The organism is Bacillus sp. KNSH39, from assembly GCF_052656585.1.
Genome location: NZ_JBQXYO010000001.1, coordinates 4,678,868 through 4,691,392, shown reverse-complemented (window position 1 = coordinate 4,691,392; position 12,525 = coordinate 4,678,868). Strand labels below are relative to the sequence as shown.

Sequence of the window (12,525 nt, the reverse complement as noted above, 5' to 3'; positions counted from 1 at the left end):
GCGAGCTATCTTTCTGTACTATTATATTTTTTCGTCAACGATTGTAAAATGAAAAATATGCCGATGCAAGCTGTAAACCATGCCCAATTTCCTATTGGCGTTGCGTATTTCACAATTCCAATACCTACAAGCAATAGGAAAATAATCACCTGATATATGAGCTTCCACTTTTGCATATATTCCCTCCTTTACTTCGTTCCCTTCTTTTTATTCTTCCAGGCATTTAAACTATCAAAGAAGAAATTAATAAATAACGTGCCTAAACCCGCTAATAAAAACGTCATTAAAAATAAAACCCATATACTTTTTTCTTTTAAGAAATAATATCCTACAAGGAGCACAACCGCGATCCATACATATTCAAGAATTCTTTTTAGCTTTTTCTGTTCCAAATTATTCGCTCCTTCATTCTATGCTATTTTTAGTATAACAAAAAAGAAGCCTATCATGATAAGCTTCTTTTCTTCTCTCTTACTTGTTTATGCTTTTTTCAACGAGTGAAATCGTATACTCTAATGTACGATTCATCGTTTCTACCTGTGCATCTTTTACTTTTACATCTTTCACTACAGCTTCGGCCACTGTAATTTTTTGACTCAGTGCTTTCACTGAACCGTCCGTTACATTTGCATCTTGCGCTTTTTTCACTACTACTTTTGCAGATTCAATATTGATTTGTAATTTTTCTTTCGGTGTTTTCGGTTGTTCTACTACTTTAGATTGTACAAATGTTACATTAGCTGTTTTTAATTCGTTATATGTTTGAACGATTTGCTCTCCCGTACTTCCTATATTTTCAAACACTTGTTTTGCATTATTATAGCTTTTCTCTAGTTCTTGAAATGCTTCCTTTGAATATTGACCTGGCTTATCACCAAACTCATACGTACCAGCTAACACTTCTTTTACTTTTCCAAGTTCTTCATATAACGCATTTACTTGCTCTAACTTCGTACGGTTAGAAAACTCATTGTACGCTGCTAATACTTCTGAAGAACTTAACGCTTTACTATATAATTTCGCAAGCGCGATTTTACCGTTTAACGGAATACCACCATTGCCGTTACTATCAGGATCCGCTCCAAGTACAAATGGTACATTTGGATGATATACTTTCCCAGTAGCTGGTTGGCTATTTACTTTTTTACCATCGACATAAATAGCTACTTCACTTCCGTTATACGTTCCTGTTAAGTGATATGTTTTGTTTGCTTCTAATTGAACTCCAACACGTTTATAACTGCCGCCAATGTGAGCCCATAATTCAACATAGCCGCTTCCGGTAGACTCAAATCCAATTCCACCGCTCTCTGTATTTTGCAAAATACCTTGTCCACGGATTTGATTCATTGAAAATACCGTTTCTAACGTAAATGTATTTGCTACTTTCTCTTTTTGTGCTGCTGAAAATGGAAGGTATCCAAATGTATTAGATTGTCCGTTTAACTTCATAACATTCTTTTTCAATGCTTTATCATATTCAATAGTCACATTGCCCTTCACATCACCTTTTGTTCCAAATGGTGAATTGTCTTTAAATGTACCATCTGCAAAATTCACATCAAAAACATCAGCCTTTGGCACTTTTACATTCGGATCAATATCATCTTTTTTCGTAGTAATTTCTGCCGTTAACGGCTGCACACTTTCATTACCAAACGAATCAATTGCAACGACTTCAAGTGTATATGTTTTCCCGCCATCTAACCCCGCAAGCGTAAACGTAAGATCTTTCGGCACTGGATCACGATAAAACTCTGAGAATGCTAACAATTTATTTTTTATTTCACCCGTTTGCTTATCTCTAGCCTGCACACGGTAAGAGTGAACAAGGAGGTTGTCCAATGCTTGTGGGAATGTTACTGTTGCCGCATTTTCTGTTACATTTGATACAGCAAGCTTTGCATCCTTAGCAAAGTAAGGCTTTTCTTTATCACGATCTTCTACATGTGTAAATGTGTCTTTCTTTGCTGGTAATTTAATTTTCCAAGGCTCGCCTGTCCAAGAATTCGTATGGAAATCACGACGATTAATCGTTACTTCTTTATCATCTACTTCTACTAATAAACCTTGGCTTAACGTACTAGCTCCTGGCGGGATATTCCCTTGTACTTTACCACCTTCAACTTCCATATAACTTACTGAAGATGTACCAACTGATGTAAAGTCTTTTTGATGTATCGATCTCGGATCATCTAATGGATAATGTGAATGACCTGAAAACGTAATAACTTGTGGGTATTCTTTTAATACTGCATTAATTTTTGCGCTATCTTGTGTTCCCCATTCATGACTACCGTATACTGTCTCTTTAATGTGTTGATGTAAAAATACAAAAATCGGTTTTTCTGGATCATCTTTTTGCGCTTTTGCCATTTCTTCTTTTAACCAATTAATTTGCTTGTCCGAATAATAGCCATGAGTTGTTCCATTCTCTGGAGACATAACAAGGAAGTGATAACCTTTTACCACTTTATGATAATAAATTGATTCCATACCTGTTTTTTCTAAGAAACGCTTCTGTGCGCCCTCTACAGATAAACCGTTCCAATAATCATGGTTACCAAGAGAATTCATTCTCACGGCATCTTTATTTGCATTTTCATTATACACTTGCATGAAACGATCATATTGCTGCACTGATCCTGTATCTGTGAAATCACCTACAATAACAAATGCATCTTGCTTTGGTGCTAGTGTATTAAACTGTTCAATCGCTCTTTTCCAGCGAAACGTATCATCTGTTCCACTGTTTTTAATATGCACATCACTTACAACTGGAAAAACTATCTTCTTCTCACTTGATGCCTTTTCTTGCTTTTTCTCTTCCGCCTTGACTGATGTACTCCATGGAAATGATACGAATGCTAATACAAAAACCATTAATAATCCAATAAGGCCTTTTACTTTTCTTAAAGCATTTCTGTCCACGTGAATCCTCCTCATAATAATTGATTCATTACAAGGGCTATTTTATCTAATACATGTTAATGTCGTTTAAATAACAAATGAACTTTATTAGATTTTTGTAAATATACAGTTAATTAGAAATTAAGTTCAACATTACTCGTACTATTGTATACAACCACCTTTTGTCTAAAAGAGTCTGATCATTCTTTTCCTATGACTATTCACATATAATCTTTTCTATAACACTAATGATAAGTTAAGGTTTAAGCCTATTAGACAATCTTAATTTTTAATATTTCCTTCTTTTTTTAACACATCGGCCATGCTTTTACATTTAATAGTAATAAAAGACAACTTAAAAGGAGGGGTTGTATTGAAGAATAAAAAAAATATCGGCTGTTTCGCTCCTTTATCTATTATTTGTCCAGACCCTTGTCCACCGCCCCCTCCTCCAAATCCAAATTGCGAGCGAGTAACAAATGAATTTGCAGGGAATTTCCTCATAACTAATAACACCATCTCCTCTGCCAAAGATACATCACAATTAATGATACTATGGCAAAGTGATGGGATACTACTTATATCAGGTACTGTCTCGGTTTACAATAGTACTAGCAGCAACGAAGCAATTACAATTCAAATCGTTGGAACAGTAACCAATATTTTCACTGTGTTTCCTGGTAATACAATATCGTACACAGGAAAAGACCTACAGTCGATCAATATTATCAATATAACAAGTAATCCTTCACTATATTTAGAAGGCAAGTACTGTTGCGAATTTACATGTTGCTTATAGAATACCAATTTCATTATTTCCTTAATATAAAAAGCATACCGTTCACGGTATGCTTTTTATGAGATTGGATAACGTACTGTAATACAAAACTCTCCTTGATTAACAGTCGTTCCTGTCGTAGTAATTCGGACAGTAGTAAAATATCGGACAGTGAAAGTACCACTACTTTGTGGTTGTACAGTAATTGTATCAACCACTATTGCACCTACTAAAAAATCAACTGTAATCGGGTTGGCACCTACATCATACTTCACGTAACCTGAACCATATACTTCTTGCGTGATATTATTTGTATATACAATTTGAGTACCAGCACCTGTAATAGACCAGTCTGTACATACTTGGTCTTGCACAAGTGTTTTATTAGAACAACAAGACAAACTGGAACTTCTCATTCCCATTTCGATCCTCTCCTATTCTGCTATGAAAGTGGATAACGTGTTGTAATACAAAATTCTCCCTGATACGTTCCAGCAGGTGTTGCAGGTAACACAACTTGTATACTATCAAAGCGGCGATACGTAAAAGCAATACTCGTTCCTGGGTTTAATGTTTGTGTATCAATTGTACCCCCAGCAGAATCAAGTACCTCTACAGTAATTGGGCCTGGTCCAACATCATATTTAACAAAGCCAGTACCAATTACGTTTTGGTTAATATTATTTGTATAGAGAACATTATCAATTGCTGTTGCAACTACAGTAGCAGACCACGGACTACACACTTTATCTTGCACATAATTTTTATCTGGACAACAAGTTAATGCTGACCCTGAGCACTCACAAGACATAGTTGTTTCCCCTCTCTCTTTTATATTCCCTATATGTGTATGTCCCTCAGAGTCTTTTGCCTGTACTATTCATCTATTTTCAAAAAATATTCAAATGACTAAATAGATTCCGTTTTATTTCTTTTCTTCATATATTTATAGACAAAGATACTAGCAACGATAAGAATAACGCCTCCTAATATTGGTAGCATATATTGTCCAACAACGTCCGCTGCCTTTTCCCAATGTGGACCTAATTTCATTCCAAAATAAACATACAAAGTCGTTAACGGGAACATTGCTACAAATGTATATATGCTAAATTTCCATATGTTCATTTTCGCCATACCACATGGAACAGAAATAAGCGTTCGAACTCCTGGCACAAAGCGTCCAACAAATGCTACAACCGGTCCATATTTCTCAAAGAAATCATCTGCTTTTTGAATTTGTTCTTCTTTAATGAAGAAGTATTTCCCGTATTTTATTAATAGAGGACGACCACCGTAATAACCGAGTGCATATAACGTTAAAGGTCCTGTCGTTCCGCCGAGGGTTCCGGCTAATACAGCAAGCCAAAAATTCATATCTCCCTCGTACACCCAATAACCAACCATGGGCAAAACTACTTCTGCTGGAATAAATTCAAACGTTAATGCTAACACAACTCCAAAATAAGAAAATTGCTTTAAAAACTCGATTATATCTAAAATAATTTGCTCCATATTTTCTACCCCAACTCCTATCCTACGTTTACGTTATGCTTTTCTTGTAATTGAACTGGCGCCATTTTTACAATTCGGTTCAAAATAAATAATACAATTCCAATATCATCTAAAATACCGATAAACGGTAAGAAGTCTGGAATTAAATCGAGCGGCATCGCAACATAACCAACTAAAAACGCAATAGATAAAATTTTCTTCTTTATTGAAACCTCTTTTGAAGTGAAAAAGTCAAATAGGAATGGAACAAATCGGCGAACATGAAATACAACTCTTAATCTACTAATAAGTTTTTTCATTTTTATATCTCCTCTCTTTGTATACAAAAAGGACCCTACCAAACATGGTAAGGGTCCTAAAAAAGACAATAAGGGGCCTTTACCATTGCTGGTAAAGGTCTCACTAACAACGAAACGTTGCCAATAAAGCCGAGGGTTTCTCCCTGTAATGACGACTTTACTGTAATAAGTTACTCCCCTTTATATACACAATTTTATACAATCACATTAAAATATTTTGGGGGGCTTGTCAATATATTTTATATCTCAAGCTCTCTCGCTTACTCTTTACTAAAAACAAATAAACGTATAGGAAATTTCTTACTATCTCATAATATACATAATCGTTTTTGAATGAAAGGAGATGTTTCATTTGCATACCGTATGGAAAGGCGCACTTTCACTTGGACTATTAAATATAGGAATCAAACTATACAGTGCCGTAGAAGAAAACGATATAAAATTTTTAAGTCTTCATAAAGAATGCTTAACACCTATTAAATATAAAAAATTTGCTCCTGATTGTACGGATGAAGAAATTGATGATAAAGATATTGTAAAAGCCTATGAATACGCACCCCATAAGTACATTATTATGGATGAAAAAGAATTAGCTGAGTTGCAAAAAGCTCACGAACCAAGATCTATTCGTATTATATCTTTTGTCCAAAATAACGAAATTGATTCTGTTCTCTACGATCGTTCTTATTTTATAGGCCCTACCTCAGGACATGAAAAATCATATTTATTATTAAAAGAAGCACTTGAACGTACGAATAAACTTGGTCTTATCCATATTTCCATTAGAAAAAAACAACATTTAGCTATTATCCGTAACTTTGAAGATGGGCTTATATTACAAACTATTCACTACCCTAATGAAATTCGCGATATAACAAATACACCTAACTTACCAAGTAACGAAAATTATCCGATTCAAAAACAAGAACTCACAGCAGCAATCAATTTAATCCACCATCTTACAAATCCTTTTGAACAAGAGATGTATACAGATGAGTATAAAGAAGCCCTTACCGAACTAATCGAAAACAAAATTGAACAACAGGAAAAAACCGAAACAATCTCTCCAACTCCAAACATCATCAATATTATGGAGACATTACAGGCAAGTATTGAACAAGCAAAAATAAAAAGAGAAAATAAAGCAGAAAAAGAGGCCAAATAAAATTGACCTCTTTTCTCTTTAAAGCGGATTACATTTTGGCATCTCAAGTCCAGACGATTGCGCTAATTTTAATAAGTAATAACATTCTTCTCTTGCCATATGATCCGCCATTCTAGCAGATAATGCACTTAATATTTCATTCGATAACTCCAGCTCTTCGACCTCATGGAGAAAATGCGAAAATAATTTTAACTCAAGTGAAACATCTTTTGTAAACTTCTTTAATGCAGGAAAATGATGAAGCTCTGTCCGTAAATACCCCGTCATTTCAACTGCCTTTAAGTAAAATTGTTCAAAGTGCTTCGTAAATTCTTCGCTTTTCTCTTTTAATCTTTTTTCAACAAGATCTAATCCACCAGAAATAGACCCTGCATGGCCAGCCGCATCCGTTAACCAAACGAGATGATAATGTAATTCATGAAAAACAGGCGGAACTTCTCCTTTATTTAAAAATTCTAACACTGTTATATACTCTTCTACTTCGTTTACCATATGATTGATGAAAGTTGGCGTAAAATGAATAGTGATTTTTCCCTCGAGTTGTTTCTGTATAATACTTAATTTAAACGTTCGTATTTCCTTTGCGGCTCGTTCTGCCTCTTTTGAAAACGCAATGAGATTCACATTACGAACTTTATTTAACAGATTCGTAAATGTTTCAACAAAATAAGTGGCCTTTTTTATATCCTCTTTTTCCTTCGGAGCTAATGCATCAAGTAAAAATTGCGAATGATCAGTAAGCACCTTTAGCCAAAATTGATGCTCAAACAATGCACTTTCTTCATAATTCCTCTCCACTAAATCCCCTCCGTTTATTCGTCCTTCTCTATCACTTGAATTTTATATCCATCTGGGTCTTGTACTACAATACTCTTCTCACTTTTGTTTTCTGTATATGCAATTTTATAAAACACTAACCTCTTCTTTAAGTTCTCTATGTTAGAAATTGAAAACATTAGTACATCAACCGAATCCGTAACACTCTTCTCCCGCCCACCCAAACTACGATTCATTACAAAACTAACTCTCATTGAATCAGCATCATACCAAACCCCTGTTACATCTAATTGGGGTCTTTCTAAACTAGGCTTGATTCCTAAAATCCCTTCATAAAAATACAAAGTTTCCTTTAAGTTTTTCACTTCCAATACAATGAATTGTTTCACATTCTCCACATTCATTCCCCCCGTACCTATTACTTTTTTATATGTGTCATAAAGGCCTATTATGTCTGAATACAATACGTAGTGATGAAGAATATAGGGAGGTTTATTAATGGATAAATATATGAAATCATATGTGCCATATCATAGTCCTCAAGATCCTTGTCCTCCTATTGGTAAAAAATATTACTCTACCCCTCCTAATTTATATTTAGGTTTTCAACCGCCAAATTTACCACAATTCTCACCGAAAGAAGCACTACAAAAAGGAACCTTATGGCCTATCTTTTATGATTATTACGAAAATCCTTATAAAAAAGGGCGGTGACTACTGACGTGAACCAGCCACTACCAGAAGAGTATTATCGACTTTTAGAGAATCTCCAAGAATTAGACTTTGTATTAGTTGAACTAACCCTTTACTTAGACACCCACCCAGACGATACAGCAGCTATTAACCAATTTAATGATTTTTCCTATAAACGAAGAGTATTAAAACAACAGATGGAAGAAAAATATGGACCGCTTCAACAGTATGGAAATAGCTATTCTAATGCCCCTTGGGAATGGAGCAAAGGTCCTTGGCCATGGCAAATATAAAGGAGAGAAACTATGTGGATTTATGAAAAAAAATTACAATACCCTGTTAAAGTAGGAACTTGTAATCCAGCACTTGCAAAATTATTAATTGAGCAATACGGTGGTGCAGATGGAGAATTAGCTGCTGCACTACGTTACTTAAATCAGCGTTATACAATCCCGGATAAAGTCATTGGCCTCCTTACCGATATTGGTACAGAAGAATTTGCGCATCTTGAAATGATTGCTACGATGGTTTATAAGCTGACAAAAGATGCGACTCCTGAACAGATGAAGGCAGCTGGTCTCGACCCTCATTACGTCGATCATGACAGCGCACTTCATTACCATAACGCAGCTGGTGTTCCATTTACTGCAACCTATATACAAGCTAAAGGTGATCCAATTGCCGACCTATACGAAGATATTGCGGCTGAAGAAAAAGCGCGTGCCACATATCAATGGCTTATCAACCAATCTGACGATCCCGACATAAATGACAGCTTACGCTTTTTACGCGAACGAGAAATTGTCCATTCACAACGCTTCCGAGAAGCCGTTGAAATTTTAAAAGAAGAACGCGATAGAAAAATATATTTTTAATACACATATCCTAGCGATATGTGTTTTTTTACGTTAAAAGTTAAATCCTCCCTATTAAACATACAAATAGTATATTTATTCGATTTAATGCATTATTTTTTAATTTTTTCAAAATTCCCTATTGCTTTCTAGTCATCAGACCTTTAAAATAATAACAGTTACTCGACAAATTATTTGAATTTTCGACAAAAATACTCATTAGGAGGATTTTCTTTATATGCGTACAACTTTGAAACCAGCGCAAATACTTTCGATTAGTTTATTACTATTCGCAGTTTTCTTCGGTGCTGGTAATATGATTTTCCCGCCCCTTCTTGGTCTTTCTTCCGGAGAAAATATGTGGGTTTCCATTACAGGGTTTATTATTACAGACGTCGGTTTATCTTTACTTGCTATCGTTGCTGTTGCCCTTGCTGGTGGTAGTTTTAACACTTTAGCGAGCCGTGTTCATCCAAAATTCGCAGCAGTATTCGCTATCATTATTTATCTTTCAATCGGCCCACTATTTGTTATTCCACGAACTGGATCTGTATCTTATGAAATTGGGATTGCACCACTTTTCCCAGATCAATGGTATTCTATGTTAGTTTTTAGTGCGATTTTCTTTACAGTCGTTTACTTCTTATCATTAAATCCATCCAAGCTAGTAGATCATATTGGTAAAATATTAACGCCAATTTTACTTGTAATTATTGCAATTATGGCAACAAAAGCGATTCTTTCACCAGGAACGTTTGCAGAGCCTATCGGTGACTATAAAGACATCCCGTTTTTCAAAGGATTTCTTGAAGGATTTTTAACGTTAGATGCAATTGGCGCTCTCGTACTATCAACAATTGTTGTAAATGCAATTCGTCAAAACGGTATACAAGAGAAGAAATCTATCGCGAAATATACAATCATTTGCGGAAGTATCGCTGCTCTATTCTTAACAATTGTTTACTTCTTACTCGGTTATATCGGAGCTTCAAACGGAAACTTGGGACAATTCGAGAACGGTGGTCAACTATTAGCAACTGTTATGTACCAATTCTTTGGGACAAGCGGTAATGTTTTATTAAGTATCGCCATTATCTTCGCTTGTTTAACAACAGCAATTGGTGTTGTAAGTGCATTCGCCAACTATTTCGCAACAGTATTAACAAATGTTTCTTACAAAAAGCTCGTACTATACGTTTGTATCTTTAGTTTCGTTATTTCAAACTTAGGATTAAGCTTATTAATTAAAATCACACTACCTGTATTAATTATTTTGTACCCAATTACAATCATTTTAATTTTCGTATCATTTATCGATAAATATACGAAACGTAAACCTTCTGTCTACATCGGAGCAATGATCGCAGCATTCATTATTAGCTGTATTCATGCACTCGATAATGTGGGAATGATACCAAGTTTTATCGCTAATATCGTACACACGATTCCTTTTTATAACTTAGGAATCGGCTGGATCGTTCCAGCAATAATTGGTGGTATAATCGGATACTTTATTCCGCAAACAGAAGCTGAAGGTGAAGTTTCTGCAAAGTAAAAAGAAGCAAGCATGAAATCCATGCTTACTTCTTTTTCTCTTCACATCGTATGTTTAAACGTAAACAACTCTTCCTTTGACTGTACAGCAGATTGTTCCTCTTCTACAACTTCCTTCTTTATCTCTCCCCCTAATCGAACTTTCAACATCGCCTCTTCTAGACTTTTTACAATCATATTTCCTGAAAAAATGGTAAGCCCGAAAAATGTAATTGGGACGAGAGGAATCCATGGATGCACTGTTAAAGATCTAAAATAGACTCCAATTAGCCCTGACCATTCATGTGTGTAAGATTCTATTTCTTCTATCGGTCCTAAAAACTTAACCGTTCCGCCAAAGAATATTTCTAGTAACCCTAAGTGCAGTAAAATAGTAAGAGTCTGCGTAAACTGCTGAAAAAATACAAGTATAAACGTCATATAAAGGTGCGGGAAAAGATGCTTTATAACAATATGTCTTCTCGATCCACCTAATATGCGTGCGGCATCAACAAATTCCTCCGTTCGCAATTTACGAACTTCCTTCGCAACATACAGTGCAATAACTGGCATTACAAGCATTACAAGTAAGACAACTTGAAACGAAGCCCTTTCAAAAAAGGTTGTTGTTTCCTCCCCGCTTCCAAATGCATTTGCAGATTGAAGAAAAAAATACGCAATCATAACTGTCGGAATAACTGTAAAACTATCAAAGAAAGCCTCAATTTTTGAAAATCCTCTTTTTATATACGTTCCGAGTACGACACCGAAAAACACACCTATTACCATTCTAAGTGCCGCAATTAAAATAGATATACCAATCGTCCACTTCGCGCCTTCAATAACTAAATGTAAAAGGTCGTATCCTTTCCGATCTGTCCCGAGTAAAAATTGGAATGAAGGTGAAAACGGTGGCACTTGTGGATTTTCATCCGCATCATATTGCAATGTAACTTGTCTAATATGTCCATCATTCCATAACGTATTTCCGATGCTCAAAAGAACTAATAGGAGAAGAAACCCAATGCTTATCCAAAATCTTTTATCACGTTTTATATACGTCCACATATTATAATCTCTCCTTCATCGCAGCCGGAATGAGATAATGAAACAATTTAAATAAAATAAAAATCGGAATATATATAAGAAGCACACTAACGATGAAAACCTCAACTCTAATACCAAAATAAGATTTCAAAAACATAAAAATACCACCCGTATTAAAAATCCATTCTATAATATATAAATTAGATAACATAAAAAAGATATTCGTTTTCGCAAAGAATAATGTGCTAAGCAACACATTTCGTAAAATATGACGATTTAAAATATGAAAGCGCCCCAGCCCTTTCGCCTTAGCAAATAGTACATAATCTTTTTCTAGTTCATTTTCAAAACGAAGCACGACCATTTTTACAAACATAATCGTAGTCGGGATGCTCAAACAAAGTATCGGCAATCCTCTAATTGACTCGCCTCCAATTGAAGCAATTTGAAAAGGTAAAAAACCTGTTTGTTTAAAAAACCATATAACTAAAATTTGTGATACTAAAATAAGAAGGATATCTGGAATAGATTCTAGAAAGATAAGAAATGATTTAATTCGATGTTGCATACGCGGTGAACTACTCATAATTACATAAACAATACAAAATGCTACAAATAATGAAATAAAAAAAGCAGCTAAAAAAATAATAATCGTTTCTTTATAATGGACGAACAGCTGCGGAAATAAAAATTTACCTTTCACATATTGCAAATTGGAAATATCCATTAAGTTCACAAACACTTCTTTTAAACTCTGTATGTACTTTGATACATCCAGCTTAAATCCATAAAACAATTTCGGCAGAGCCCCTAACATAATAATCCCCAAAATCGAAATAATAAATTGAATTGTCACTTCCATCCCATTCAGAAAAACTTTTTTGACCACGTTTTCCCTTCTCTCTCTTTATATTTTACTTTATATTTTACTCTCTAATTTTATTCTTAATTTTC

The 12,525-nt window shown here is 34.8% G+C and carries 18 protein-coding genes; 6 read left to right on the top strand and 12 right to left on the bottom strand.

Annotated elements, in window-relative coordinates; translation table 11 throughout:
* Positions 1 to 5: 5 nt before the first annotated feature.
* The 4 genes from ACUL40_RS23995 to ACUL40_RS23980 all read right to left on the bottom strand — a co-directional run bounded on the left by ACUL40_RS23995 (position 6) and on the right by ACUL40_RS23980 (position 3,441).
* Positions 6 to 176: a hypothetical protein gene (locus tag ACUL40_RS23995; RefSeq protein ID WP_001174839.1), complete on the bottom strand. Its 171-nt coding sequence runs from the start codon at positions 174 to 176 to the stop codon at positions 6 to 8.
* Between the two features lie 12 nt (positions 177 to 188).
* Complete coding sequence (locus ACUL40_RS23990; RefSeq protein WP_000435797.1) at positions 189 to 392, bottom strand: hypothetical protein; 204 nt, start codon at positions 390 to 392, stop codon at positions 189 to 191.
* A 79-nt stretch (positions 393 to 471) separates the two neighbouring features.
* Entirely contained in the window at positions 472 to 2,931 is a 2,460-nt protein-coding gene (locus tag ACUL40_RS23985) for a LamG-like jellyroll fold domain-containing protein (RefSeq protein ID WP_445422754.1), read from the bottom strand.
* A 261-nt stretch (positions 2,932 to 3,192) separates the two neighbouring features.
* Positions 3,193 to 3,441, bottom strand: coding sequence for a hypothetical protein (locus ACUL40_RS23980; RefSeq protein ID WP_002025365.1), 249 nt, complete (start codon positions 3,439 to 3,441; stop codon positions 3,193 to 3,195).
* On the opposite strand from ACUL40_RS23980, the gene ACUL40_RS23975 reads away from it, so the two are divergent.
* A complete protein-coding gene (locus tag ACUL40_RS23975) occupies positions 3,326 to 3,709 on the top strand; it encodes an S-Ena type endospore appendage (RefSeq protein ID WP_232306849.1) in 384 nt (127 codons plus the stop codon). The genes ACUL40_RS23980 and ACUL40_RS23975 overlap by 116 nt on opposite strands.
* Before the next feature lie 56 nt (positions 3,710 to 3,765).
* Here the strand turns inward: ACUL40_RS23975 and ACUL40_RS23970 are convergent, their stop codons facing one another.
* The 4 genes from ACUL40_RS23970 to ACUL40_RS23955 form a co-directional block, all read right to left on the bottom strand.
* Entirely contained in the window at positions 3,766 to 4,110 is a 345-nt protein-coding gene (locus ACUL40_RS23970; protein ID WP_106823068.1) for a DUF3992 domain-containing protein, read from the bottom strand.
* 20 nt (positions 4,111 to 4,130) lie between these two features.
* The gene (locus ACUL40_RS23965) at positions 4,131 to 4,499 is read right to left on the bottom strand and encodes a DUF3992 domain-containing protein (protein WP_001277537.1); all 369 of its coding nucleotides are present in this window, start codon (positions 4,497 to 4,499) and stop codon (positions 4,131 to 4,133) included.
* Between the two features lie 98 nt (positions 4,500 to 4,597).
* Entirely contained in the window at positions 4,598 to 5,203 is a 606-nt protein-coding gene (locus ACUL40_RS23960) for a DedA family protein (RefSeq protein ID WP_000435017.1), read from the bottom strand.
* A 17-nt stretch (positions 5,204 to 5,220) separates the two neighbouring features.
* Positions 5,221 to 5,502, bottom strand: coding sequence for a YkvA family protein (locus ACUL40_RS23955; protein WP_000733844.1), 282 nt, complete (start codon positions 5,500 to 5,502; stop codon positions 5,221 to 5,223).
* A gap of 352 nt (positions 5,503 to 5,854) precedes the next feature.
* Between ACUL40_RS23955 and ku the strand changes: the two genes are divergently transcribed.
* On the top strand, positions 5,855 to 6,667 hold the full coding sequence (gene ku / locus ACUL40_RS23950) for a non-homologous end joining protein Ku (protein WP_000557740.1): 813 nt from the start codon (positions 5,855 to 5,857) through the stop codon (positions 6,665 to 6,667).
* Positions 6,668 to 6,685: 18 nt separating this feature from the next.
* Here ku and ACUL40_RS23945 read toward each other — a convergent pair whose 3' ends face one another.
* Together ACUL40_RS23945 and ACUL40_RS23940 are read right to left on the bottom strand one after the other, a co-directional pair.
* Positions 6,686 to 7,465 (bottom strand): DUF2935 domain-containing protein, encoded by a 780-nt coding sequence (locus ACUL40_RS23945; protein WP_000440988.1) that lies wholly within the window; start codon positions 7,463 to 7,465, stop codon positions 6,686 to 6,688.
* A 14-nt stretch (positions 7,466 to 7,479) separates the two neighbouring features.
* Entirely contained in the window at positions 7,480 to 7,908 is a 429-nt protein-coding gene (locus ACUL40_RS23940) for a VOC family protein (protein WP_162837398.1), read from the bottom strand.
* A 34-nt stretch (positions 7,909 to 7,942) separates the two neighbouring features.
* Between ACUL40_RS23940 and ACUL40_RS23935 the strand changes: the two genes are divergently transcribed.
* The 4 genes from ACUL40_RS23935 to brnQ2 all read left to right on the top strand — a co-directional run bounded on the left by ACUL40_RS23935 (position 7,943) and on the right by brnQ2 (position 10,546).
* The gene (locus tag ACUL40_RS23935) at positions 7,943 to 8,158 is read left to right on the top strand and encodes a spore coat associated protein CotJA (protein ID WP_000362187.1); all 216 of its coding nucleotides are present in this window, start codon (positions 7,943 to 7,945) and stop codon (positions 8,156 to 8,158) included.
* Between the two features lie 8 nt (positions 8,159 to 8,166).
* Positions 8,167 to 8,430: a spore coat protein CotJB gene (cotJB, locus tag ACUL40_RS23930; RefSeq protein ID WP_001075543.1), complete on the top strand. Its 264-nt coding sequence runs from the start codon at positions 8,167 to 8,169 to the stop codon at positions 8,428 to 8,430.
* Positions 8,431 to 8,442: 12 nt separating this feature from the next.
* Positions 8,443 to 9,012, top strand: a complete 570-nt coding sequence (cotJC, locus tag ACUL40_RS23925) for a spore coat protein CotJC (protein ID WP_000265278.1) — start codon at positions 8,443 to 8,445, stop codon at positions 9,010 to 9,012.
* A gap of 217 nt (positions 9,013 to 9,229) precedes the next feature.
* Positions 9,230 to 10,546, top strand: coding sequence for a branched-chain amino acid transport system II carrier protein BrnQ2 (gene brnQ2 / locus ACUL40_RS23920; protein ID WP_001260934.1), 1,317 nt, complete (start codon positions 9,230 to 9,232; stop codon positions 10,544 to 10,546).
* 41 nt (positions 10,547 to 10,587) lie between these two features.
* Here the strand turns inward: brnQ2 and ACUL40_RS23915 are convergent, their stop codons facing one another.
* Both ACUL40_RS23915 and ACUL40_RS23910 read right to left on the bottom strand, forming a co-directional pair.
* The gene (locus tag ACUL40_RS23915) at positions 10,588 to 11,592 is read right to left on the bottom strand and encodes an ABC transporter permease (protein ID WP_000269966.1); all 1,005 of its coding nucleotides are present in this window, start codon (positions 11,590 to 11,592) and stop codon (positions 10,588 to 10,590) included.
* Between the two features lies 1 nt (position 11,593).
* On the bottom strand, positions 11,594 to 12,460 hold the full coding sequence (locus tag ACUL40_RS23910; RefSeq protein ID WP_141547924.1) for an ABC transporter permease subunit: 867 nt from the start codon (positions 12,458 to 12,460) through the stop codon (positions 11,594 to 11,596).
* Between the last annotated feature and the right edge of the window lie 65 nt (positions 12,461 to 12,525).

Bases quoted from the DNA above. Each gene is read 5' to 3' on its own strand.
- ACUL40_RS23995 (WP_001174839.1), bottom strand. From the start codon at position 176: ATGCAAAAGTGGAAGCTCATATATCAGGTGATTATTTTCCTATTGCTT.
- ACUL40_RS23970 (WP_106823068.1), bottom strand. From the start codon at position 4,110: ATGGGAATGAGAAGTTCCAGTTTGTCTTGTTGTTCTAATAAAACACTT.
- ACUL40_RS23965 (WP_001277537.1), bottom strand. From the start codon at position 4,499: ATGTCTTGTGAGTGCTCAGGGTCAGCATTAACTTGTTGTCCAGATAAA.
- ACUL40_RS23960 (WP_000435017.1), bottom strand. From the start codon at position 5,203: ATGGAGCAAATTATTTTAGATATAATCGAGTTTTTAAAGCAATTTTCT.
- ACUL40_RS23955 (WP_000733844.1), bottom strand. From the start codon at position 5,502: ATGAAAAAACTTATTAGTAGATTAAGAGTTGTATTTCATGTTCGCCGA.
- ACUL40_RS23935 (WP_000362187.1), top strand. From the start codon at position 7,943: ATGGATAAATATATGAAATCATATGTGCCATATCATAGTCCTCAAGAT.
- cotJC (WP_000265278.1), top strand. From the start codon at position 8,443: ATGTGGATTTATGAAAAAAAATTACAATACCCTGTTAAAGTAGGAACT.
- brnQ2 (WP_001260934.1), top strand. From the start codon at position 9,230: ATGCGTACAACTTTGAAACCAGCGCAAATACTTTCGATTAGTTTATTA.
- ACUL40_RS23915 (WP_000269966.1), bottom strand. From the start codon at position 11,592: ATGTGGACGTATATAAAACGTGATAAAAGATTTTGGATAAGCATTGGG.